Origin of the sequence: Rossellomorea vietnamensis (assembly GCF_001305855.1) — a bacterium.
Lineage (GTDB): Bacteria > Bacillota > Bacilli > Bacillales > Bacillaceae_B > Rossellomorea > Rossellomorea vietnamensis_A.
In genome coordinates this window covers 136,132-159,636 of the sequence record NZ_LIXZ01000007.1, presented here as the reverse complement: position 1 = coordinate 159,636, position 23,505 = coordinate 136,132, and the positions used below count along the sequence as shown (strand labels likewise).

Here is a 23,505-nt window from a genome sequence, read left to right as displayed (position 1 = left end):
TCTGGTATTAAATCGTTTCTACAAAATTGTTGGTCTTTGAGAAGCGATTATTTATCGTTTAGAGCCACTACTCCAGGAAGTTCTTTTCCTTCCATGAATTCGAGTGATGCTCCACCACCTGTAGAAATATGACTCATCTTATCAGCATAGCCAAACTTTTCAACGGCTGCTGCAGAGTCACCGCCACCGATAACAGAATATGTATCTGTTGCATCGGCTAACGCCTCCGCTACGGCTTTCGTTCCATTTGCAAATGTTTCTAATTCGAATACACCCATCGGTCCATTCCAGATGACAAGCTTAGAATCTTTGATCGTATCCTGGAATAACGCTCTCGTCTTAGGTCCGATATCAAGTGCTTCCCAATCTGAAGGGATGGAATCGATATCCACATCTTTCGTATTTGCATCATTTGAGAAGTCATCAGCAACGACTACATCAACAGGCATAAGGAATTTGACGCCTTTTTCTTCTGCTTTTTTCATGAATTGCTTCGCTAAATCAATTTTATCTTCTTCAAGAAGGGATTTCCCTACTTCATGACCTTGGGCTTTCACGAATGTGTAAGCAAGTCCTCCGCCGATGATCAGGTTGTCCACTTTATCCAACAGGTTGTCGATGACACCGATTTTGTCTTTTACTTTCGCTCCACCGACGATGGCTGTGAATGGGCGTTCAGGATTGGATAGGGCTTTTCCTAATACGTCAAGCTCTTTCTCCATCAGAAGTCCTGCTACAGCCGGAAGGTGTTTCGCGACTCCTTCAGTGGATGCGTGAGCACGGTGAGCAGCACCGAATGCATCGTTCACATAAAGGTCAGCTAACGCTGCAAATTCTTTCGCAAGCTCAGGATCATTCTTCGTTTCACCAGGGTAGAAGCGGACGTTTTCCAATACAAGAACGTCACCTTCAGACATGTCGCCGATCTTTGATTGAACAGCTTCACCATACGCTTCGTCTGCTTTGGCTACGTTTTTTCCAAGAAGTTCGGAAAGTCTCTCAGCCACAGGTGTCAAGCGCAGTTCTTCCACCACTTCACCTTTTGGACGGCCTAAGTGACTAGCCAGAATGACCTTTGCTCCGCCGTCTACTAGATACTTGATCGTAGGGAGAGCAGCTTGAATGCGGGTTTCATCTGTGATCTTGCCTTCTGACATCGGTACGTTGAAGTCTACACGGCAAAATACGCGTTTCCCTCGTACATCGACATCTTTAATCGACTTTTTGTTCATCGTAAAAGGCCTCCTTTGGTTTTCAATTTCTACATCTTTTTCAAAAAAATAGAAACAACAATAAGAAAAGGGAGAGGGGAATCTTCCCCGCTCCCCTTCAACACATCTTCATTATAGATGGTGGGACAAAATTTATCCATCAATCACCATGCTAATGATGTCAATTTACAAAACTTTATAAATTAAAGTCCTTTTGAAGCGATATAACCAGCCAGGTCTACTACACGGTTAGAGTATCCGCTCTCGTTATCGTACCAAGAGATGACTTTCACCATGTTGTCTTCTAGAACCATCGTAGAAAGTGCATCGATTGTAGAAGAAGCAGGGCTGCCGTTGTAGTCAGTAGATACTAAAGGCTCTTCGCTGTAAGCAAGGATTCCTTTAAGATCGCCTTCAGAAGCTTCTTTGAAAGCTGCATTAATGTCTTCAGCCGTTACGTTTTTGTCTAGTTCAGCAACTAAGTCTACTAGAGAAACGTTTGGAGTTGGAACACGAACCGCTCCACCATTCAGTTTCCCTTTAAGCTCAGGAAGAACTAGAGATACAGCTTTCGCAGCACCTGTAGTTGTTGGAATCATGTTCTCAGCAGCTGCACGTGCACGACGGTAATCTTTATGTGGTAAGTCTAAGATTTGTTGGTCGTTTGTATAAGAGTGGATGGTTGTCATCATTCCACGCTTGATTCCGAATTTATCATTAAGAACTTTTGCGAATGGCGCTAGGCAGTTAGTCGTACAAGATGCGTTAGAGATAACGTCATGGCTAGCCGCGTCATATTTATCTTCGTTAACACCCATAACTACAGTGATGTCTTCATCAGATGCAGGAGCAGAGATGATAACTTTCTTCGCACCAGCTTCGATGTGTTTCGCTGCGTCAGCGCGTTTTGTGAAGCGTCCAGTAGATTCAACAACGATATCTACACCAAGATCTCCCCAACCAAGTTGAGCAGGATCGCGCTCAGCTAATACTTTGATTTTTTTACCGCCAACTACAAGGTAGTCACCGTCAACAGTTACTTTCTCTTGAAGAGTTCCGTGAACTGTATCATATTGTAAAAGGTGAGCAAGCATGTTTGCATCAGTTAAGTCATTAACTGCTACTACCTCTACGTCGTTATTTTTAAGTGCTGCACGGAATACATTACGTCCGATACGTCCAAATCCGTTAATACCAATTTTTGTTGCCATGAATAATTTCCTCCTTTAGATAGTTAAGGATGATTTTTTTATATTTCAAAAGGGCTTACCCTTTTAAAAGCTCTCTCGCTGCTCCTTCATCCGTGATGAGCACGGTTTTATGAGGAGCACTCTTCATATACGCCCGAATCGCTTTCGCCTTCGAGCTGCCGCCAGCGACGGCAATGACGTTCTCGATGTGACTTAGATCTTCTAGTTGCAGGCCGATCGTCGGCACCTTATGTACCACTTCACCTGCTTCGTCAAAATAATAACCAAACGCTTCCCCGACGGCATGACCACCGGTGATCTTCTCGAAATCTTCTTCCGTGGTCTTTCGTCTTTCTGCCATTGTGATAGCATCTCCAATTCCATGGAGAACCATGTTAGCCGATTTGATCAAATTAAGGACCTCTTTGATCATCGGTTCTTTCAAGAAGGATTTGTATACTTCTTTACTAACCTGATCCGGCACATACAAAACACGATGTCGCGTTCCTGTGTGCTCTGCCATCTTGGCACAAATGGTATTGGCCTGGTTCTTCACATCTTCCCCGATTCCACCCCGTGCAGGAACAAACAAGGTATCATCAGAGAAATCAGGTGTCAGCCTTTCTGCTACGGCTGCCATCGTCGAACCTCCAGTCACAGCGATGATAGTATTTCCCTTAAGTCGGCGTTTCATACTAGAAGCTGATGCACGCCCTAATTCTTCTTTTACCCAAGGGGACTCATCACTATTCCCAGGAACAATTACAATTTGATTAAGATTTAATAACGTTTTTAATTCCTGTTCCATTACGTTGATTCCTGAAATTTCCCTCATCATGCTTTCAAGGTTCTCTAAAAGCTGGATACCATCTTCCGTCATAACCATCCCGGAAGTTTTGATATCAATGAGATCTTGATTATTCAGGAACTCCACTTCACTTCTCAGTACGCGTTCCGTCAAGCCCATATTCTGAGCAAGACTTCTGCGTCCGACAGGCTGCATGAACCGGATGGAACGTAGAATTTGATGCCTTTTTTGCATAATTTCAAGCAGGTCAGGTAATAATCGCTTTTGTATGTCAATTAAAGATTCCATATTTGAAAGCTCCTTCAAATGAAGTGCGTGGATGTGATGGACTCATTTGGTCCCACATAGACATATTATGTCCCACTACCTCCAAAAAAAATTCATCCCTGCTTTCAAGATTCATTTTATCAGGGTATGAATCGTAATTCAACTAGAAACTATCGGGTTTTTTCATGTAAACGCTTGCTGAGCGTAAAATAATCAATCTGCCCATACTGGAGGATCTCCCCGTCCAGTTCCACGACCGGGATCATCAATCCGAATCGTTCGGTGAGGTCGTCGCTTTTATCAATATCCTCTTCTTCAATGGAAAAGCCCATCTCATCCTGAAGCAGTTTCAAGGTGATTTTTGCGTCTTCGCAAAGTCCGCATTGTGTGCGTGTGTAGAATATAATTGAGTTCATGTACGTACCTCACTTTATGCTGTGTTGGTTTGGTTGGTTGGTTGGTTATGGCGATCCGGTCTGGTGCCTGGCACCGGACTCACTGTTGGTGCCTGGCACCAAAAGCAGTTTTAGTGCCAGGCACCGGCCGAATCGATCTATTCATACCTCTTCCTCATCGTCGAAGAAGTGATCCCCATTTGATCCCGGTATTTGGCAATGGTCCTTCTGGAGACATCATACCCTTTATCCAATAGTAGATTCACAATCTTCTGGTCTGATAGAGGCTTTTTCTTATCTTCTTCATCAATCAGCTTCTGAAGCTCATTTTTCACGGTCCTGGCAGAAGCCGCTTCTGAGTCCTCAAGTTTGACCGATTTGATCGCTGAGGTAAAGAAGTACTTCAACTCGAAGATTCCAAAAGGGGTTTGCATATACTTCCCCTTCACGGCGCGGCTGATTGTCGATTCATGTACATCGATTTCATCGGCCACCTGCTTCAATGTCAGGGGCTGGAGCGCAGATGGCCCTTCCAAAAAGAACGACTTCTGCTTCTCAGCAAGCATCTTCCCCACTTTCAGGATCGTTTGTTTCCGCTGACGTAAACTTTGCAGGAGCCACCGGAAATCCTGCTCCTTCTCTTGAAGATAGGTTTGGACTTCCTTATCCGGGTGATGTTTCAAGAAATCTGTGTACTCTTCATTATAAGTGACGTTCACAGTTGTCCCATCATATAGGGATACGGCCACGGTATGACCTTCGATCACGTTCACCACAAGCTCAGGGATAATGTATTCAGCGATATGCTGAGAGTATTTCGATCCCGGCCTCGGGTTGCAGTGCTGGATGAAATCAGCAGCCTGCTGGATGTCTTTCAGTTCAACCACAAGATCTTTCCTGATCGCCTTCCACTTCTTTTCGGCAAAAGCTTGGAAATGATTGTTTACGATCTTTGTCACCAGAGGGGGAACGTCGGCTTTTCTTTGCAACTGAAGGGAAATGCATTCCTGCAGAGATCTCGCCCCTATCCCAGCCGGTTCCAACTCCTGAATCCTCTTAATATAGGTTTCCAGTTGAGCCCATTCCAAACCATATTTTTGAATGAAGGATGGTTCATCCATTCTTAAATAACCGTTGTCATCCAAGCTGCATATTATTTCATCAAGTATTTTCCGATCAAAAGAAGTAAGCGATTTCAAATTTAATTGAACAGATAAGGCATCCGTAAGGGAACTCGTGGGCACGGAAACATATTCATACCAATCAACCATATGATCGGGATTGCCGGCATTTCGTTTATACGTATAAGGTTCTCGTTGATAGAGGGAGTCTTGTTTAGGCGGTTCTACATGTATAAGGGGATTCTCTAATTGCTTAGCTTCTAAATAAGCATTCAGTTCCATCGTAGAATATTGGAGGATGGTGATGGCTTGAGAAAGCTGCTGCGTCATTTGAAGTTTCAGTTGTTGATTTTGAAATAATCCTGCTTTCAAATTCATGATTACTAACCTCCCATTTATCTATTCTACAATAAAATTGGTGGTTCGTTAATGGGAATTCGTTGGTAGTATTATGTATATGATATTTTCAAAAAAGAATGTGGTGGTTGATTTCCGCTGCAGGTACTCGCTTTCCGCGGGGCTGGCGGTGAGCCTCCTCGGCTACGCCTCCGGGGTCTCACCTGTCCAGCGTTTCCCGCAGGAGTCGAGCACCTTCCGCTACAATCAACATAGCATGTGTGTTTCCTTCATCACAACATCATTTTTTTTATTTAAAATCAATAGAATAGCTGATAATGAAAAAGCACCCTGGAGGATGCTCCAATTGAACATCACTATAAATAGAGGTTCTCGGAAAGTTGAGTTATTTAGCAGATTTACTTACTAGTGAAGAGCGATAGATGCCTTCGGATATTTCTCCCGGTTTGATTCGAGTCTTATGGTAGAGAGAATCAAAGTCCGTAATCTTATACTCTTCTGCTAGCTTTAGCATTAATTGCGCGCAAGCTTTCGCATCATCTGCAGCATGATGGTGATTATCCAATTCGATTCCAAAATATGTACAAATAGACGAGAGCTGATAAGCAGGGAGACCCTTCACCATTTTTCTGGACATTTGATATGTGCAGAGAAATTGGTTGTATACGGGCTTCATTTCATAACGAGCTAAATTATCCCTCAAAGCGTATCCATCAAAGGAAAGATTATGAGCAATCATCAACTTATTCTCTATTTTGTCCTTGATAGAATGATAGAAAGCATCGAACGTCATCGCGCCTTCAACATCCTGTGGTGTAATTCCATGTATGCTGATATTGAACCTATCAAATCCCTCTTCCGGATCGATTAATTCGTAAATGGAATCAACGATTTCACCATTTTCTACAAACACCATTCCGACTGAGCATATACTGTGTCTTGCACGATTAGCCGTTTCAAAATCAAAAGCTATAAAATCTTTCATTCTAATCCACCATCCCCGGTTATAGATTGTTCTTCTTTGCTATTTCAGGAACGAAAAAAAGGTGCCTCCACAAATTATTAACTTGTGGAAGCACCTTCATATCACTCTTTTAACTACGCCCTCGGAGGGAATCGAACCCCCATCTTAAGAACCGGAATCTTACGTGCTATCCGTTGCACCACGAGGGCATGAAATGAATAACCGTCACGAATATATATTATAAGGTAGAAATTGCTTGTTTGCAATAGATATTATTGTATATGTCTTTTTTGATTCCCCATCAATATCTTTTAAAAGGTGCAGCGGAAATTCTTTGTAGTAAATTAACTCTATCAGGATCTACTTTACTCTTTACCTGTCCATATACAGAACCAAAGAGTGGATTGCAGCGGAAGGCACTTGACTCCTGCGGGAAAAGCGGGAAAGTTGAGACCCCACAGGGCAAAGCCCGAGGAGGCTCAACTCACGCCCCGCGGAAAGCAAGTGCCTGCAGCGAAAAGGAACGGTCTTGTTTTCACACTTCACCCGTCTTAAGAACGTTCACTATTTAGTGGATTAATATCCTACTCAAACCATAAACTTTACAAACACCCTCCCGTTTAAAAAAGGAATCAATGGGTATCATGTAGAAAGGATTTATATACAGGGGAATAAAGGAAGCGTTAAGTTTGACCTTTATTGACCATGGGTGTATGATAACAATACAAAGTGAATAAGTAATTCCAACAAATAAAAAGAATTTCTAAGGAGGAACGAGGATGAATTTAATTCCTACAGTTATTGAACAAACAAACCGCGGTGAACGTGCGTATGACATTTATTCACGTTTATTGAAAGACCGTGTCATCATGCTTGGAAGCGGGATCGACGACAATGTGGCAAACTCCATTGTAGCACAGCTTCTTTTCCTTGAATCTGAAAACCCGGAGAAGGATATCTCAATCTACATAAACTCTCCTGGCGGAAGCATCACGGCAGGTATGGCCATCTACGATACAATTCAATATATCAAGCCTGATGTACAGACGATCTGTATCGGTATGGCAGCTTCAATGGGTGCGTTCCTTCTTGCAGCTGGTGCAAAAGGCAAACGCTTAGCCCTTCCAAACGCTGAAGTGATGATTCACCAACCACTTGGTGGAGCTCAAGGTCAGGCGACGGAAATCGAAATCGCTGCGAAGCGTATTCTATTCCTTCGCGAAAAACTGAATCAAATCCTGGCTGATCGCACGGGTCAACCACTTGAAGTGATTTCTAAAGATACGGATCGCGATAACTTCATGACAGCTGAAAGAGCGCTTGAATACGGATTGATCGACCGCATCATCACTCGTAACGATATGGATACTAATAAATAAGAACACGAAATCCCCTTCCCGGGACTCCCGGGAAGGGGATTTTTATTTTTATTGCAACCGTTTTTCCTCAACCGGCACCAAAATTTCACCGTTCATCCCTTTTTTTAACAGCAGATGTAAGATCGTTTTGGAAAGCCTGCTGGGATGATAGGGTTTGACTAAATAATCATTGGCTCCAAGCGTGAGTCCTTTTTCTTTTTCATCCAGCGCGGAAGAAATGATTATCGGTATTTGGGCAAGATGGTGGTCCGATTTCATTTTCTCAAGGACATCCCATCCCGACATGCTTCCTTCAAGCATGATATCCAGGACGACGGCATCAGGTTTCTCTTCCTGCATTTTGGTTAATGCTTCACCACCTGAAGCTGTATGCTGCACCTTGAACCCACTGTCGGAAAGTTCGGCTTTGAGTAAGGATGCCAGATTGATATCATCTTCAATGACGATAATATTCATGCCATCCCCGCTCTGTTCATCCTCTTTGAAGGTTTCGATCGTCACGATCGGCAAACGGATGGTGAACACGCTCCCTTTCCCTTCTTGTGAGGAAACGGTGATGTCCCCTTCATGGGTTTCAATGATTTCCTTTACGATGGTCAGACCCAATCCGGTACCACCGATTCTTCTCTGATCTGAATTATCGACCCGATAAAATTTGTTGAACAGGTTCGGAATCGCTTCCTGTGGAATGCCGAGACCCTCATCCCGAATATCGATGAGGATGTTCTCCTCCCCTTCACGGAACCGGATGGTGATGGTGCCCCCATCAGGAGAATATTTAATGGCATTGCTGATTAGATTGGTGAATGCCTGTGACAACTTATCCCGGTCCCCAAGGACGATCGTGCAGTCCGTATCCCTTGCGATATTGAAAGAGTGATGGGGTGCATTGACCCTTTGGGTATCGATCACCTGTTGAATGACCGGGACAACATCCTCGAATTTTTTATCGAAAGTCTGGCGTCCGGACTCCATGCGCTGCACATCAAGGAAGTCATTGATGAGGGATGTTAACCGCTTTGCTTCCTGGTAGATCGTCGTTAAGTATTTCTTCGTTCTTTCCGGCTTAAGGTCTCTTGTCAGCATCAGTTCCGTAAATCCAAGCACACTGGAAAGCGGTGTGCGAAGTTCATGGCTGACGGTGCTGACAAACTCCGATTTCATTTGATCGACTTCGAATTCTTTCGTGATATCCCGATGAACAAAGATCGTGCCTATCTGCTCTTCCCCGCGATAGAGGGTTTCGGAATATACCTGGAATACTTCTTTACTATCCACCAGGTGATAGGTAAGGAGATGTTTACCTGTCTTCCCTTCCTTCACAATGGTTTCATAATACTCATCCAGTTCCTCTTTGTCTTCCACCCGGTCAATCAGTGCCTGCTTCCAGGTTTGATAGCATGACTGGTGGAGTCCGTCGATCCCATCCTTGATCAGAGCCGACAATTTCCTATTCATCAATAAGCTGTTGCCATCTTTATCGATGAGTTGTATCCCCTCTTGAATATTGTTCAGGATGTCCTGGGTTAATTGACTGTTGGTCTCGGACTCTTCAAAAAGGGTGATCTTTTGCAAGGAGATGGAGATTTGCTTCGCCAGGCTCGTGTATTCGCCCAATTCCTGCTTAGTGAAGTCATTTCCGAAACGGCTGAATACCATGATGGCTTCCACCTGTTGATCGACGGAAAGGACAGGCAAGAATAGGTCATACGAGTAAAGGGTTTCCTCGTGATACCCTTTCTCGGACGGCGCCATTTCCCGTTTAAGTGTGAAGGGCTCCCTCGAATCGAATAATCGCTGATGGATACCGTTATAAATGTACGTCAAGAACTGTTCCGCACCATTTTGGGATATCCCAAATGCTGCATTGGACTTTTGATTATCCATTAGGACAATCATCCCCCGTGAGGCACCCATCACATGACTCATGCTTCTCACGATGCTCTCGAGTACTTCCTGCTTGTTGAGGGAGCTCGATATCCCATGAATGAATTCGTTTCTCCGCTCCAGCTGCGACTCCCTGTTCTTTGTCATATTCAGCAGATGCTCAAGTTCTGATTGCTGGGATTCCAATTCATCCTGCTGAGCCTGCAGTTCTTCATTCTGAGCCAGGAGATGCTCTTCCTTCTCCTGAATTTTATAGATCATCTTTTCGAATGCCCTGGACATCTTACCGATTTCATCTTTCCGTTTATTTTCAAACGTCCATTGTTGGTATGCTTCGTTTTCAGCAATCTGCTCTGCTGCTGATGCCACCTGATCGAGGGGCTGACCGATCCGTTTCGCAATCATCCTCATTAAACGCATGAGTACCAGGAGCATGAGAAAAATAAAGATCACAAAGGCTGTTTGGCTTAGGGACTCTTTCCGTTTCAGCTCATCATATGCACTTCGCTTACTTTGTTCGATTGAGTCTGTATATCTGTTGAGCTGGGTTTGAAAGGTTTCGATTGTAGCCGTTGCACCGTCAGCCGAGGCCTCTTTCACTGCCTCGATATTCCCATTTTCGAAATCACCGATGATCCTCGGTGCCATATCCTTAAAATACAGAGCAGAAAACTCCTCCACATCCTTAAAGAAGAGTTGATCTTCTGTTTCTGTTTTTAATCCTTTCAGTTTTTCCAAGGTGTCTGCCGCTTTTTTCTCTTGAACGAAAATACTTTCTTTTAACTCCTGCCTTCCAAATGCAAGGTATCCCCTCGCATCAAAGAATGCCTTTTGAAAGTTTCTATCCAATTGTTCAGCCAGGTCCTTTTTTTGATTGAGATCGCTCCTCTGAACCTCGTACTCATTTGTAATGGATCGATCGTACAGAAACAAACAGGCCGCCCCGATGAAAAAGATGACGATGAAGCCGCTCATCAATCCGATGAATTGATTTCGTAAGCTCGTTTGAAATAATTCTCTAATTCTCTTCATTCAGTATGTCCTCGATCCGCTGAACAAGCTCTGCAGGACTATACGGCTTGGCAATGAAATAGTCGGCTCCGGACTTCAGAACGAGGTCTTTATCTGCCTGCTGGCTCTTTGCAGACACCATCATTATTTTTACCATGCCTTTATCGGGAGACTTCCTTATTTTTTCAATCACTTCAAGCCCTGTGTATAAAGGCATCATATGATCGAGAAGAATGAGATCATAGTCGTTTTCCATGATGGAATTGATCGCTTCCTCACCGTCGGCTGCTTCATCGAGCTCATGTCCTTCGTCTTCCAGTGTATCCACCATCAGCATCCGGAGGACCTCTTCATCTTCCGCAATCAGAATTCTTGCCATATTCATTCCCCTTCTTTCTCAAAAGCTTCTTTCATTTCATAGTAAGACTGCTTCAATCTCTCATGGGACGTCGGTTCATCCCATGTATCCCAAGAGTATGGATAGAACTGAGCAGGATTGATGAACCCGTCTTCATTCTGTGCCGGATATGAAAATGCCTTTTCTCCGTCGGTTTCATATAAACCGATTCTGATCGAGTCAAGGGTGGTTGAGCTTTGCAGGCCTTTGCCTGACCAGATATCCCCCATTGCCTCCTTCAGGCTCGGATCCTTTACGTTCAGCAACTGCCAGGGAATACGGATTTCATATCGCCCTTCAGAGGAGTCGACGCTGATATCCGTCAATGAATCATACGCTTTATCCTTGGGGTTCGATGTTCCGAACTGGAGAACGCCGGTTTCATAGGATTGGAACGGGATATTTTTCCCTTCTACGTCCAATGATTTATTCAACGTCAACCGGATCGGATGATACACCCCGTTGTTTTTCACATTGGCGTATGTCTCTTCTTCAATCATGTTGAGAACATGCCCATATTGATAGTGATGGGTGTCATAATAGCTGTCGATCCACAAACGTGCTTCTTTCTTCCCGTTTATGTGAAGGGCAAAATCCACTCCCTTTGTGGAAGCACCCTTTACATCCGGAATCATGGATTGCCCCTGATCCCCAATCGTATCGAATAAAAGATACGTGTCTTTTTTTCCTGAAATACGTTTCGAATCGACACGAACATATACAAAACGTTCATCACTCGTCACATACATGCTGTGTCCATCCTTATCAAATGCGGGTTCGATCCCATTGAAGGTCCAATCCTCAGGTCTTCCGTCTACATGGATCATGCTGGATTTACTGGTTCCAGGATCAAAGCTCACCATCCCGAACTGCTGCTCATTCGTTTGGGCATTTTGCCAGAACGGCCGTCTGTCCGGATTGTCATAGTCCATCGTGTTCCATGTTCGCTTGAACCACTCATCCTGCCAGGCAAAGACCATCCCACCGGCCATTCTCTCTTCCACGATATCCTCGAATAATCTCCGGTCGATTTCACCCTGTTCTTTTTCGGAATGATTTCCTTGATCCATACCGTAGACGTTTTTATGGGTAAGGCCGCGTGATCCCGGGACACCGAATTCCGCTACCACTAATGGCATGGAGTGCGCCTTTTTCATGTCATGTAAATAGCCGGCGTAATTATTCTTTTCTCCGCGATGATCGATGTAATTTACATACGGTTGTTCATAGTTCAGAAAGTCAGGGTAATACGGGTAGATATGATAGGAAGCGAATAAACCGGTTTTCAGTTTGTCGGTCCCCTTCATGACGTTCGGGTCCACAGACACCATGTCTTCCTTCTCCAGGGGTTCACTCGGATGATCCAACAGATCGGTGGTCACCCAGTTCGTGAAGCTGACCGGCCTTTGCCACTGATAAGTCTCGGTTTCATACTTGATCCCTTCATTCATTCTCTCTGTCAGCCAGATTTCAAACGGCTCTGCCTCTTCCGTTTCAATGTATTCACCCTTGAAGTCCCCGAGTCCTTTATGTTTTTCATTTGTCGCAAGGACCACTTCAGGATCCCACTCGACCCCAAAGACCCACCCAAGAACATAAGGTGATATATCGTAGGTGTATGATCCCGACGCATGGCCTTTTCGTTCAGGGATTTCAGCGTTCCCGTGAACGAGATCGATGGTTTTTTTAATTTCTGACGCAAATTCGTCTGTGTTTTCTTTAGCAAAGGCATCTTCGGATCTTAAGAAAATTTCTTCATTGACCCACACGCCATGGAATAAATACAACGGCTTATCTGCCATTTGATTGTATTCGTAAAAAGCTTCATAAAATTCTGGGGGATGGATGGTGTAAATCCTCAGGGCGTTGGCATTCATGGCTCCGATCTGCTTGAACCACCTCAAATATTCCTCTTTTGAAATCGCGGTTTCACCAGGAAATGAACCCGGCCTCGCGATTCCCATATTCACACCCTTTATGAGGAGGTCTTCCCACTTACCGTCCTTCTTCACTTGAATGTAATCCGAGCCCGTTTTCCCGGCAAGGTTCAGGCCATTTTCTCTCGTGATTTCGATGTTGTCCTTCTTCCCACGCTCTTCACCCTTTTGGATATCCTTTAGGATTGCCGTCATGATCGGAGTATAGGCCTTCCAGTAAAATTGGGAAGGATCATTGGGACTGTTTGACCCCGTCCATCTCCTCCAGGAAGAAAATCCAACGGTTTGATACAGATCGGGCACATCTGCCTGATCAGCATAATCCCCGCTGAAATAGTACGTGTCGAATTGACGGTTCCGGCCGTGAACGACGGCGGGGAACGTAACGGGAAGATTCAGTGCTTTCATGGTGTCCTTCCCCTTCTCAGACAGCGACAGCGTATAGTTGGCCACGATTTCATCCGGGTCGATCGCTTCCACGATATCGAACCAGTATGAATAAGGGGTGCTGATTTCTTTTCCAATTAAATCTTCCCCCCGGGAGGTAGTGGAAAAGACCGCACCTTTCTTCCCGATGTCATCCTTATCCAACACCACCAGCCGATCATTCTCATCCACCAGTACATAACCAGGTCCCGTGAAATTGAACGCTTCTTCATACTGCTTCTCGTAGTTGTCCCTTACCCATTGAGGCACTTCGCTATTTTCCAGTTCAGTGAAATACCTTCCAATCCAGCCCGACCACTCCAGATTGAACAGGGAATAGAACTTCTTCCGGGTTTCTTCTTCCGTAGGCTGTGCCATGGAATTGAACTCGGCGATCAAAGTTTTTCCATCCTTCATCGCCATGGTTTTTAATGCGTTCATATCCTCCTCGGTCAAGCCTCCGTAAAGCTTGGAAGACCGCTTGCCCGAGACATTTTTGTTTTGGAACTCTTCTTCATACACACCATACGTATCGGCTATGTAAACAGCATCATACTTGTCAGTGGATGAGGGAATATTTTTCACATCAAAGGTTTGATCCTTTCCAGGAACAAACCCAATATAATCTTTCTTCAGATCATACCGTTCCCCGTTTGATTGAACATATTTCTGTTGATTTAACAGCCACATAAGACCTTTATGTTCGCGATAAGTAGTATCCGGTACTGTTTTATCAATGATCAGTACATCCACGTTCTGTTCCTTTTTGAGCTGCCACAGCCAAAAAGGGGCTGACACCAAAAGGACGATGCTTACGATGAATAAGAGAAAGAAATAGGATTTCAGCTTTGTCATTTCGATACTCCTTTTCTCGCCATTTCTCCCCAACCCCTCTTTTTGCGGATCACGTCCAAGATCCCTTCACATCGCCAGAAGACGGTCAACGGACGGTACCATAACGTCTCGGTCAATGAATAGGCGAAAAGTCTGCCGATATCGGTTGCTTTCGGGAACTTCCGGACGGACCATTCTTCCAGGAGGACCGCAGCCATGGATAACACCGACCCATATAGGATGGATAACAAGAATAATAGAATGGCGAATTCCAGATAAACCCCGCCAAGGAAAATAGAGAGGACCATGATGATGTACCCCATCAATTCAACGACCGGGCCGAGAAATTCAATGATTAAAAAATATGGCATGGAAATCATGCCGATTGATCCGTACTTCGGATTAAACAGGAGCCGGCGGTGGATCCAAAGGCTTTCAAACAAGCCGCGATGCCATCTGCTCCGTTGACGGCGTAAATATTTCAACGATTCCGGTGCTTCTGTCCAGCTCACTGGATCCGGCACATAGACGATTTTCTTATCGGCTTTTTGTTCTTTCACATAACGGTGAAGCCTGACAACGAGCTCCATATCCTCTCCCACCGTATGGGAATATCCACCGGCATCGACGACCCAGCGTTTCGAGAATACACCGAACGCCCCCGATACGATCAGAAGGAGATTATGACGGCTCAAACCGATCCTTCCCATCAGGAACGCCCTTAAGTACTCGATCACCTGCATCACGACGAGTGGTGAGCGGGAAAGACCCACCTTCACGATTTCACCGCTTTCAATCTCGCATCCATTTGCAATTCGGATGCTTCCTCCGGAGGCTATGACCTCCCCATCGGATTCGACGATCGGTTTCATCACTTTCAGGAAAGCGGTCCGTTCGAGAACCGAGTCCCCATCGATGGAACAGAAATAAGGGAAGTTCGATACATTGATCCCGGCATTCAAGGCATCTGCCTTGCCTCCGTTTTCCTTATCGATCACCAATAAATTTTTATATAATTTCGACTGATACACACCCTTCACCGGCTGTGTTTTCAGCTGCTGGCGGATCACCCACTTGATTTTCACCAACTGAAAGGTTTCCACGAGCTTTTCCATGGAATCATCGGTGGAGCCATCGTTAACGATGATGATTTCGTATTCCGGATATTCAATGCTCAATAATGATCTTACCGTCGCCATGATGCCGACAGATTCATTGTAAGCGGGGACCAGTATGGAAACAGGCTTCGTCTGATGGAGGTGTAAAAGCTCTTCGTACGGCTCCCACTCATCGAGACCATAGGTTTTCCTTAATTGAAAGAGGGAGATCACGAGTAGAATCGTATAAAACGAGACGACGAGAATCATATAAAGGAGAACGAACCATCCAATGGAAATCAGGATGTTCCCCCAATCGATCGCATTCATGAAACCGCCCCCCTTTCCAGCCACTGTTCGGCCATATCCCTTGCATAACCATCTTCCGCATATGCGGCAATTTCCCTTAACAATGCTTGTCCATTTTCCAGACGCAAAAGGGATTGAGCTGCCTGGGAGCGAACATAAAAGGACGGGTCGCTCATAAGGTTCTGTAAGACAGGACTCAGCTCCGTGGAACGGATGTATTCACATGCTTTAATGGCCATCAGCCGTTCCTGCCATGAATCTGCGTGTAAATGAACGGAAAGTGTCGGTATATCAAGGTAAAACTCCATCCCCACCACTGCCTTCAAGGCACGGACCCTGAGCTCAGTGGTCCCGGTATCCAGTAAGTGCTTGAGAAACGAAACATGCTCCATTCGATTCTTCACCCCGATTGAATCGATGAGGGCAAACCTCATGACTTCAGGCAGATTATCAAAGGCAGAGATCAGAGGCCTGAACTGGTCTTCCCTGAATGAATGAAACAAGAGACTGAATTCGAATTCCGACAACTCATGCTTCGTCTCACTCAACCTCTCAACCAGTTTCTTTTCATCAAACAGCACTTGAATTTTTAACAGCTGCATCTCTTCCGCTTTGCTGACCTTTTTTGAAGCGTGGAGTTTCTTTAATGGTTCTAGCATACTCTTCATCTTAAAGTCGTGTATCCAATACAGGGCATTCATCCGGATACTCCACCGCCTGTGCTTCAGCTGGGATAAAATGAACGGTTGAAAATGTTCTTCCGCAAACCCCTGTAAACGTTCCTGCATGTCTTCCGAGGCAAACATTTTCGAGAAGCTGGCCAGCAACTCGATCAGCGCCCGTGTTTGCAAAGGAGAACGAACAGATAACTCTTCCGCCTCCACCCCCTCATGCAAAAATTGAAAAAGTGCCAACTGATATTCCTCTTTATATCGTTCAATCTGGTTCCTATTTTTATTATCAATCACTTTTTTTAACATCAAATACAGGCAAAGACCCGTCAATATCACGAGCAAAATGACCAGGGCAATAGAAAAATATAAAAGCTCCCGCGAGTACAATTCACCTCATCCTTTTTAGCATTTGACCTAAACGGGCCTCGAGCTCAAGTAGTTTAAACGGTTTCGTCATATAATCATCGGCTCCGAGCTGAAGGGATCTTGAAATGTCCCTTTCACTTTTACGGGAGGTAAGCATGAGCACTTTGTAGCGATCCGAATCACTTCTTGAGCGAATCTGCTCCAGTACTTCCAACCCGTCCATCTTCGGCATCACCCCGTCTAAAATCACGAGACAGGGATTTCCTTCATGCCAATCCGAGGCTATAAAAGCAGCGCCGTCTTTAAATGTGTGGATGTCATACTGAATATGCTGCTCTCCTGGCAGTTTCGACACGATATCCTTCATCACTGTCCGAATGATCGGGTCATCATCGACGATGGCAATCTTCATGATTTTGTGAGGGGAATGCTCCCCTACCTTCCCGTCCATCTTCACGACATTCCTGCCGCTGCTTTTCGCTTCATAAAGGGCATTATCCGCAAGCTTAAGCCATGTATCAAATGGCTTCGCCGGATCAGCGATTTCTGCCACGCCTGCCGAAAAGGTACAGGAAAAGGCGGGATTTGCCTGAAACACCATTTGACTGAATCTCTTACGTATATCATCGACAAATGTGCACGCTTCTTTTAGAGACGTGTGTGGGAAGAGGATGACAAATTCTTCGCCTCCAAAGCGAAATACCGTGTCCTGAATCCTCGTTTCGGATTTCAGTTGTGAAGCAAATTCCTTCAGCACCCGATCCCCCATCAGATGACCGTAGCGGTCGTTCACTCCTTTGAAATCGTCGAGATCAAGGACGGCCACACAGTACGAATCCCTCCTGCGTGCCCAGTCGCTTTGTACTTGGGCATACGACTGACTCAAGAATTTACGGTTATAAACCATTGTCAATTCATCGATCAATACAAGCTCTTCCATTTGCTTCTTTCGTTCCATCTGCCTCTTCACCCGTACAATGAACTCATCAAGGTCAAATGGCTTGGCGATAAAGTCATCCGCCCCCATCTGATAGCTCTTCATCCGGACTTCTTTACTATCCTCCACGCTCACCATGATCGTTGGAATGAACTGCTGTTTCAGCTTCTTCTTAAAAAAGTCCAGAACCTCGAATCCATTCGTCCCATCCATATAAATGTCGATGATCGCACAATCCGGCCTCACATCATAGTACGACATGATGGCCTTATCAGGATTGGCGATGGGAACGACGTACCACCCGATCTTCTCCAATTCCTCCTTCATATACATAAGGAAGGACGTATCATCATCAATGAGTAACACGACAGGTTCTTCCCCATCCCTGCTTTGCTTGCCGGGGAATACTTCGATCGATTCCCCCTCAAAGTGATAACAGTACTGGATAATATCAAACAGTTCTTCCTTCACCTCTGAAATCGACCACGTCCGCGTTTCTTTTTCATCATGCTGATCCATCAATTCACGGGCACGTTCCCCGATTGTATATAAACCAAGAACCGAGGCCGACCCCGCCATGGAGTGGATGAAGCGGTACACTTCTTCGTGGGGGATGATGGCCCCGGCTTCCCATTCTTCTAATTTTTTTCTAATATTATTAAAGAAATGATTTGTGTATTTTTCCATAAGGCATCGTCTTCCTTCGTCGTGAACTTCTCTTGCAAATCACAGGGATTTTTCCGGTGCATTTTTGTGTAATGTATTTATTCAAACTCATTCTATTATACTCTGTACTTTCTAGTTTAATAGGTGAGGAATGGAAATATTATGTGTCTTTTTGTCCATTCTTGTGAGTATCCTGAAAAGTTCAATGTAACAAAAAAAGGAGGACACTTCCATTATGGATGTGAAATAAATGGAAAAAAGATTCGAAAGAATGAGTTGTTTCCTCTCGATTGGAACAGAAAAAAACCCATAGAAAAAGCCGGTGACCACTCCCCGGTCACCGGCTTTTTCTGAAGTTGCACATTTACGCTTCTTTTTGAACGAATCCTTCAAGGGCGACGAGCGCTTCTTCTTCGTCGCTTCCGTCCGCTACCAATGTGATGGCAGAGCCGGTGGAGATCGCTAGACTCATCAAGCCCATGATGCTTTTGGCATTGACCTTCTTCCCGTCCTTCTCTAAGAAGATTTCAGATGAGAAACGGTTTGCCTCCTGTACGAATAATGCTGCCGGGCGCGCCTGAAGACCCGTCTTCAATTTCACTTCTACTTGTTTTTCCACCATGATCATTCTCTCCCCTTTGTCCTTAATTAAGTATTGAGCTTTTCTCCCGCTCTTAACTTCTCTGCCAGTTGATCGATTTTCCGTAAGCGGTGATTGATTCCTGATTTACTGATCGTGCCGCCTGAAACCATTTCCCCCAGTTCTTTCAACGTGACATCCTGATAGTTCACCCGAAGCTCTGCTATCTCCCTTAGTTTATCGGGTAAAACCTGCAATCCTACATGTCTTTCGATAAACTTGATGTTTTCTACCTGCCTTAGGGCTGCACCGATGGTTTTATTCAAATTAGCCGTCTCGCAGTTCACCAGACGATTAACGGAATTTCTCATATCACGGACGATCCGGACATCCTCAAATCGGAGCAGGGCGTTGTGTGCCCCTATGATATTCAGGAACTCCGTGATTTTCTCCGCTTCCTTCAAATACGTAATGAAGCCTTTTTTCCGTTCAAGGGTCTTACTGTTCAACCCGAAGGAATTCATCAGCTCGGACAACGCCTCGTTGTGTTCAGAATAAAGAGAAAAGATTTCTAAATGATACGATGATGTTTCCGGATTGTTGACCGAACCGCCGGCAAGGAATGCTCCCCTTAGGTATGAGCGCCTGCAGCATTTCTTCTTGATCAGGTCTTCCGCTATATTATGGATAAAGGTGAAATGTTCACCCAGTATTTTTAAGTCCTCAAGGATCATCTTTGTATCTTCTTTGATTCGCACAATGTACACATTGTTTTTCTTCAGCCGCATCTTCTTTCGTACCAGAAGCTCTACCGGGGTGTCGTACCCTTTTTTGATTAAGGTATAGATCCTTCTGGCAATGGCGGCGTTTTCGGTTTGAATATTGACGACGAGCATTTGATTCGAGAAGGACAATGAACCATTCATGCGAATCAATGCGGAAAGTTCTGCACTTGCACAGCAATCCTTCACTTCAATATTAGTCAGTTCTTTTTTCGTTTCAGATGCAAACGACATCCCCATCACCTCCTAGCAAACGCTTGCACAACCTTATACGCAAGAAATTTCCGTTGTATATCAGTTGGTTGATTCTTTCAAATAAGAATAAATAATATCCGCGACCTTCTCTGTGTTATGACGGACAAGATGGTTGTCATAGGAGAGAATCTCTTCTGCGATCACTTCCAAGCCCATGGATTTTAATTTATCCACATCGAAATGAACGGGGCTCGCCTGCTCTTCATTATATCTTTCCAGTACCTCTTTTGGTACCTGTTTCTTGTTTACCAAGATATAATCAATGCTTGGGGTTTCCAGATGATCGTATAATGCCTTCACGTGGTCGCTCGCTGAATAATCCAGGGTCTCCCCTGCCTGGGTCATGATATTGCAAATATACATCTTCTTGGCTTCCGCCTGGCAGACGGCTTCGCCAATTCCGGGGACAAGGAGATTCGGTAAGATACTAGTATATAGGCTTCCCGGTCCCATCACAATTAAATCGGCTTCCTTGATGGCACGTAAGGTTTCACTCAATGCTTTGATGCTGTCCGGCTTCAGGAAGACACGTTTGATCTTCTTTCCGGCTTTCGGAATGGCGGATTCCCCCGTCACGATCGTCCCATCCTCCATTTCAGCCTTGAGGATGACACTCTGATTCGCTGACGGAAGCACCTTTCCCTTCACATTCAATACCCTGCTCATTTCCTGAATCGCATGGACAAAGTCTCCTGTAATGGAAGCAAGGGCCGCGATGATCAAGTTCCCGAGGGCATGACCGGAAAGTTCATTCGTCGTTTCAAATCGATGCTGAAACATTTGTTCAACCAGTGGCTCTACTTCTGACAGGGCAGCAAGGACATTTCGTATATCCCCCGGTGGAGGTATGTCCAGGCTGTCCCGCAAACGACCGGAACTGCCGCCGTCATCTGCAACGGTGACGATGGCCGATATATCAATCGGGTGTCGCTTCAATCCCCTGAGGAGGACCGGCAGGCCGGTTCCTCCCCCGATCACGACGACCTTGGGTGTATGTGTCATGTTGTTAGACCCTTTCTCTTCTGGATGTCTCGATGAGAAATTTTCGTTTGGTAGTCTTTTTCAAAATGATGTCCAAGATATTCTGCTAACGCAACCGAACGATGCTGTCCGCCTGTGCATCCAATCGCGATGACGAGCTGACTCTTTCCTTCACGCTTGTATTGGGGAAGCATGAACGAGAGCAGGTCGGTTACTTTTTCGATGAATTTATTCGTTTCATTCCATTTCAACACATAGGTTGATACCTCTTCATCCAATCCCGTTTTCGGTCTCATATGATCGATATAATGGGGGTTGGGAAGAAAGCGTACGTCAAACACCAGGTCGGCATCGATGGGAATCCCATGCTTGAAACCGAATGATACGACATTCACCGTGAAAATCGTTTTCTTATTCACCGAGAATTCCGTTAAAATCTTTTCCCGCAGCTCTCTTGGCTTCATGGTGGAAGTGGTATAGATCAGCTGTGAACGCCCCTTCAATTCTTCAAGGAGCTCCCTTTCCTGACGGATCCCCTCAAGCGGCAAGCCCGATGGAGCCAAAGGATGGGAACGACGCGTTTCCTTGTATCTTCTGACAAGGGACGAATCATCTGCATCAAGATAGAGGATCCGTGGGGATACCCATGAGGTTTCCGCCAGTTCGTCCAATGCCTTAAACAGATGATCGAAGAATTCCCTTCCCCTGAGGTCCATGACAAGGGCGACCTTATTCATTTTATTACCGGACTCTTTCATCAGTTCCAAAAATTTTGGAAGAAGAGTGGGTGGCAGATTGTCCACACAGAAGAATCCTAAATCCTCAAAGCTTTGAATGGCAACGGTTTTGCCAGCTCCGGACATACCCGTTATGATGACCAATTGAACATCGTTTGTCGAACCTGTACTCATGCTCTTCCCCCGCTTTTATCGTAATATTCTATATGGAAAATTCGTTATTTAACTTGGATCCAGTCGATAAGATAATAATTTAAAATCAGGCGTATAGGTGAATGTCCCATAAATCGTATTCTTTCCGTGCAATAGATAATCCAGAATATGATAATCTCCTTCAGCCATCGGCAAATTCTTGACCTCGTCAATCGGATGCCATTTGATCTTGCCTTCTTCCGATTCCTGAAGATTGACTCCGTCCGCCTCTGTAGCAAAGAAAGAGAACATCATCCACTCCGAAACGATTTGGTCACCATCTTTAATAATGAACGTAAAGACGCCTTTTAAATCGGGATTCTTTAAGTAGATGCCCGTTTCCTCGCGATACTCCCGGATGACGGTATCCCTGATCGATTCACCGGACTCCATCTTTCCACCCGGGGCGACCCACCAGTTCCTTCTTGGTTTTTGGAGAAGGAGCACCTTGTCTCCATCCAGATATAAACAATTTGTGACACGTTGCACTACCTTCACCTCAATCTTGATGATTCGGGAGCGATGGATGCATCCGTCCCGATTACTGTCAACTTCATTCCTTACATTATACTATGATTGCAGACAAGCTACAATGTCTCCGCCTGCCGGAAAACGTGTCGATTGAAATCGAAAGTTAATGGGACAGGTTTTGACATGATAAGGAGTCTGCAAATGATTGGTACAGGAACCCTAAATCACTATAACAGCAAAAAATGCAAAAAAAATAGACACAGGCGATTCCTGTGTCATCTAAGGGATTTATTACTTAAAAGGGGGTCAATTTCTTATTCTCTATATTACCCGAAAATTGTTTCACTAGTGTTACAACAGATTTAAAACGGTATTACGGAATTGTTAATGTTACAAACGTAGTTGTGCAAACCATCCCGAATTCCCACGAATCCTGTAAAAATAAGGTTAAAAGTCATAGTTCTTCATGACTTGATCTGCCATTAATTCGTACCCTTTTCCATTAGGATGAAGGGAATCGTGGAAATAGTTTTCCTTGGACTTTCCTTTGAATAATGGATTCGTCGATACGTATTTAACATTTTCATGTTTTTCTGCTTCCTTCTTCATCGACTTATTCCAATCATCCACATATGCTTCGATTTTATCGCTGTCTTTGTCCGGGTATGGATTATACAATCCCAACACGATGATATCCGCTTTTTTGCTCGCTCTCCCGACAATATTCAGGATCTTATCCAAATGATCGAGATAATCTTTTTTCGCTTCCATGATTTCATCGTGGTGTAAAGGGAACAAATCTCCACCATTGTTCTTGATTAAATCATTGGTTCCAATGTTGATGATATATACATCCGCTTCACTCAAATCCTCGGCAACCTCAGGCTTGACGATCTGTGCGAGTAACTGGTCCGACTGCTGCCCGGGTATTCCAAGATTTTGGAAGTTATACGACTTCTTGGTATGTTCTTTGTTTACTTTCTCTTCTAACCGCCCGATATACCCTGCTTCCTTCTTATCACCATAGCCGTAAGTGAGGGAATCCCCCAGTGCAATTACTCGTTTTTTTGAAGAGGACTCTGTCTCATCTGCAAAAAAACTGAAGTAGACGATGGGAATAAGAGCAAACAGTACGACAACCGCTGCGAGTTTCACTATTTTCATTGTTGATCCGACCTTCCGAAATAAACTGAGATGACTTTCATAATAGTCGTTATTCCCTGTTGGAGGGGTTATAACCCTGTTTATTTTTGGAAAATGGTTGTCGGTTGGTC

At 44.7% G+C, this 23,505-nt stretch carries 19 protein-coding genes and 1 tRNA gene; 1 reads left to right on the top strand and 19 read right to left on the bottom strand.

The features are described 5' to 3' along the window. Nucleotides 1-47: 47 nt before the first annotated feature. From AM506_RS11265 to AM506_RS11235, 7 genes are all read right to left on the bottom strand, one after another. On the bottom strand, nucleotides 48-1,232 hold the full coding sequence (locus AM506_RS11265; protein WP_060672584.1) for a phosphoglycerate kinase: 1,185 nt from the start codon (nucleotides 1,230-1,232) through the stop codon (nucleotides 48-50). A 182-nt stretch (nucleotides 1,233-1,414) separates the two neighbouring features. Next, nucleotides 1,415-2,422 carry a type I glyceraldehyde-3-phosphate dehydrogenase gene (gene gap, locus AM506_RS11260; protein WP_060672583.1) on the bottom strand — a complete coding sequence of 336 codons (1,008 nt, stop codon included), beginning with the start codon at nucleotides 2,420-2,422 and terminating at the stop codon, nucleotides 1,415-1,417. A 55-nt stretch (nucleotides 2,423-2,477) separates the two neighbouring features. Then, on the bottom strand, nucleotides 2,478-3,497 hold the full coding sequence (locus tag AM506_RS11255) for a sugar-binding transcriptional regulator (protein ID WP_060672582.1): 1,020 nt from the start codon (nucleotides 3,495-3,497) through the stop codon (nucleotides 2,478-2,480). Between the two features lie 149 nt (nucleotides 3,498-3,646). Next, on the bottom strand, nucleotides 3,647-3,892 hold the full coding sequence (locus AM506_RS11250) for a glutaredoxin family protein (RefSeq protein WP_060672581.1): 246 nt from the start codon (nucleotides 3,890-3,892) through the stop codon (nucleotides 3,647-3,649). 137 nt (nucleotides 3,893-4,029) lie between these two features. Further along, nucleotides 4,030-5,370, bottom strand: coding sequence for an RNA polymerase factor sigma-54 (gene rpoN, locus AM506_RS11245; RefSeq protein ID WP_060672580.1), 1,341 nt, complete (start codon nucleotides 5,368-5,370; stop codon nucleotides 4,030-4,032). 364 nt (nucleotides 5,371-5,734) lie between these two features. After that, nucleotides 5,735-6,334: a 3'-5' exonuclease gene (locus AM506_RS11240; protein ID WP_060672579.1), complete on the bottom strand. Its 600-nt coding sequence runs from the start codon at nucleotides 6,332-6,334 to the stop codon at nucleotides 5,735-5,737. Between the two features lie 116 nt (nucleotides 6,335-6,450). Beyond that, a tRNA-Arg gene (locus AM506_RS11235) sits at nucleotides 6,451-6,522 on the bottom strand. Between the two features lie 570 nt (nucleotides 6,523-7,092). Between AM506_RS11235 and clpP the strand changes: the two genes are divergently transcribed. Then, nucleotides 7,093-7,692, top strand: a complete 600-nt coding sequence (gene clpP, locus AM506_RS11230; protein ID WP_060672578.1) for an ATP-dependent Clp endopeptidase proteolytic subunit ClpP — start codon at nucleotides 7,093-7,095, stop codon at nucleotides 7,690-7,692. Between the two features lie 48 nt (nucleotides 7,693-7,740). Here clpP and AM506_RS11225 read toward each other — a convergent pair whose 3' ends face one another. From AM506_RS11225 to AM506_RS11165, 12 genes are all read right to left on the bottom strand, one after another. Further along, complete coding sequence (locus AM506_RS11225; RefSeq protein WP_060672577.1) at nucleotides 7,741-10,611, bottom strand: ATP-binding protein; 2,871 nt, start codon at nucleotides 10,609-10,611, stop codon at nucleotides 7,741-7,743. After that, nucleotides 10,598-10,969, bottom strand: coding sequence for a response regulator transcription factor (locus AM506_RS11220; RefSeq protein WP_060672576.1), 372 nt, complete (start codon nucleotides 10,967-10,969; stop codon nucleotides 10,598-10,600). Before AM506_RS11220 ends, AM506_RS11225 begins: the two co-directional genes overlap by 14 nt. Nucleotides 10,970-10,971: 2 nt before the next feature. After that, nucleotides 10,972-14,205: a hypothetical protein gene (locus tag AM506_RS11215; RefSeq protein WP_082386331.1), complete on the bottom strand. Its 3,234-nt coding sequence runs from the start codon at nucleotides 14,203-14,205 to the stop codon at nucleotides 10,972-10,974. Continuing rightward, a complete protein-coding gene (locus tag AM506_RS11210) occupies nucleotides 14,202-15,611 on the bottom strand; it encodes a glycosyltransferase family 2 protein (protein ID WP_060672575.1) in 1,410 nt (469 codons plus the stop codon). Before AM506_RS11210 ends, AM506_RS11215 begins: the two co-directional genes overlap by 4 nt. Next, nucleotides 15,608-16,651 carry a HEAT repeat domain-containing protein gene (locus AM506_RS11205; RefSeq protein WP_060672574.1) on the bottom strand — a complete coding sequence of 348 codons (1,044 nt, stop codon included), beginning with the start codon at nucleotides 16,649-16,651 and terminating at the stop codon, nucleotides 15,608-15,610. The genes AM506_RS11210 and AM506_RS11205 overlap by 4 nt, the downstream gene beginning before the upstream one ends. A 1-nt stretch (nucleotide 16,652) precedes the next feature. Next, nucleotides 16,653-18,254 (bottom strand): GGDEF domain-containing response regulator, encoded by a 1,602-nt coding sequence (locus AM506_RS11200; protein ID WP_060672573.1) that lies wholly within the window; start codon nucleotides 18,252-18,254, stop codon nucleotides 16,653-16,655. Between the two features lie 343 nt (nucleotides 18,255-18,597). Continuing rightward, the gene (locus tag AM506_RS11190; RefSeq protein WP_060672665.1) at nucleotides 18,598-18,855 is read right to left on the bottom strand and encodes an HPr family phosphocarrier protein; all 258 of its coding nucleotides are present in this window, start codon (nucleotides 18,853-18,855) and stop codon (nucleotides 18,598-18,600) included. 26 nt (nucleotides 18,856-18,881) lie between these two features. Continuing rightward, nucleotides 18,882-19,829, bottom strand: a complete 948-nt coding sequence (whiA, locus tag AM506_RS11185; RefSeq protein WP_060672571.1) for a DNA-binding protein WhiA — start codon at nucleotides 19,827-19,829, stop codon at nucleotides 18,882-18,884. A 60-nt stretch (nucleotides 19,830-19,889) separates the two neighbouring features. Further along, nucleotides 19,890-20,852, bottom strand: a complete 963-nt coding sequence (locus tag AM506_RS11180) for a gluconeogenesis factor YvcK family protein (RefSeq protein ID WP_060672570.1) — start codon at nucleotides 20,850-20,852, stop codon at nucleotides 19,890-19,892. Continuing rightward, nucleotides 20,849-21,742 carry an RNase adapter RapZ gene (gene rapZ, locus AM506_RS11175; RefSeq protein WP_060672569.1) on the bottom strand — a complete coding sequence of 298 codons (894 nt, stop codon included), beginning with the start codon at nucleotides 21,740-21,742 and terminating at the stop codon, nucleotides 20,849-20,851. The genes AM506_RS11180 and rapZ overlap by 4 nt, the downstream gene beginning before the upstream one ends. Before the next feature lie 48 nt (nucleotides 21,743-21,790). Then, nucleotides 21,791-22,249: an 8-oxo-dGTP diphosphatase gene (locus tag AM506_RS11170; RefSeq protein WP_060672568.1), complete on the bottom strand. Its 459-nt coding sequence runs from the start codon at nucleotides 22,247-22,249 to the stop codon at nucleotides 21,791-21,793. 429 nt (nucleotides 22,250-22,678) lie between these two features. Further along, nucleotides 22,679-23,395: a GDSL-type esterase/lipase family protein gene (locus AM506_RS11165; RefSeq protein ID WP_152968579.1), complete on the bottom strand. Its 717-nt coding sequence runs from the start codon at nucleotides 23,393-23,395 to the stop codon at nucleotides 22,679-22,681. Nucleotides 23,396-23,505 lie beyond the last annotated feature (110 nt).

What these genes read in the sequence shown, in the direction of transcription:
- AM506_RS11265 (WP_060672584.1), bottom strand. Translation starts at nt 1,232, where the DNA reads ATGAACAAAAAGTCGATTAAAGATGTCGATGTACGAGGGAAACGCGTA.
- gap (WP_060672583.1), bottom strand. Translation starts at nt 2,422, where the DNA reads ATGGCAACAAAAATTGGTATTAACGGATTTGGACGTATCGGACGTAAT.
- AM506_RS11255 (WP_060672582.1), bottom strand. Translation starts at nt 3,497, where the DNA reads ATGGAATCTTTAATTGACATACAAAAGCGATTATTACCTGACCTGCTT.
- AM506_RS11250 (WP_060672581.1), bottom strand. Translation starts at nt 3,892, where the DNA reads ATGAACTCAATTATATTCTACACACGCACACAATGCGGACTTTGCGAA.
- rpoN (WP_060672580.1), bottom strand. Translation starts at nt 5,370, where the DNA reads ATGAATTTGAAAGCAGGATTATTTCAAAATCAACAACTGAAACTTCAA.
- AM506_RS11240 (WP_060672579.1), bottom strand. Translation starts at nt 6,334, where the DNA reads ATGAAAGATTTTATAGCTTTTGATTTTGAAACGGCTAATCGTGCAAGA.
- clpP (WP_060672578.1), top strand. Translation starts at nt 7,093, where the DNA reads ATGAATTTAATTCCTACAGTTATTGAACAAACAAACCGCGGTGAACGT.
- AM506_RS11225 (WP_060672577.1), bottom strand. Translation starts at nt 10,611, where the DNA reads ATGAAGAGAATTAGAGAATTATTTCAAACGAGCTTACGAAATCAATTC.
- AM506_RS11220 (WP_060672576.1), bottom strand. Translation starts at nt 10,969, where the DNA reads ATGGCAAGAATTCTGATTGCGGAAGATGAAGAGGTCCTCCGGATGCTG.
- AM506_RS11215 (WP_082386331.1), bottom strand. Translation starts at nt 14,205, where the DNA reads ATGACAAAGCTGAAATCCTATTTCTTTCTCTTATTCATCGTAAGCATC.
- AM506_RS11210 (WP_060672575.1), bottom strand. Translation starts at nt 15,611, where the DNA reads ATGAATGCGATCGATTGGGGGAACATCCTGATTTCCATTGGATGGTTC.
- AM506_RS11200 (WP_060672573.1), bottom strand. Translation starts at nt 18,254, where the DNA reads ATGGAAAAATACACAAATCATTTCTTTAATAATATTAGAAAAAAATTA.
- AM506_RS11190 (WP_060672665.1), bottom strand. Translation starts at nt 18,855, where the DNA reads ATGGTGGAAAAACAAGTAGAAGTGAAATTGAAGACGGGTCTTCAGGCG.
- whiA (WP_060672571.1), bottom strand. Translation starts at nt 19,829, where the DNA reads ATGTCGTTTGCATCTGAAACGAAAAAAGAACTGACTAATATTGAAGTG.
- AM506_RS11180 (WP_060672570.1), bottom strand. Translation starts at nt 20,852, where the DNA reads ATGACACATACACCCAAGGTCGTCGTGATCGGGGGAGGAACCGGCCTG.
- rapZ (WP_060672569.1), bottom strand. Translation starts at nt 21,742, where the DNA reads ATGAGTACAGGTTCGACAAACGATGTTCAATTGGTCATCATAACGGGT.
- AM506_RS11165 (WP_152968579.1), bottom strand. Translation starts at nt 23,395, where the DNA reads ATGAAAATAGTGAAACTCGCAGCGGTTGTCGTACTGTTTGCTCTTATT.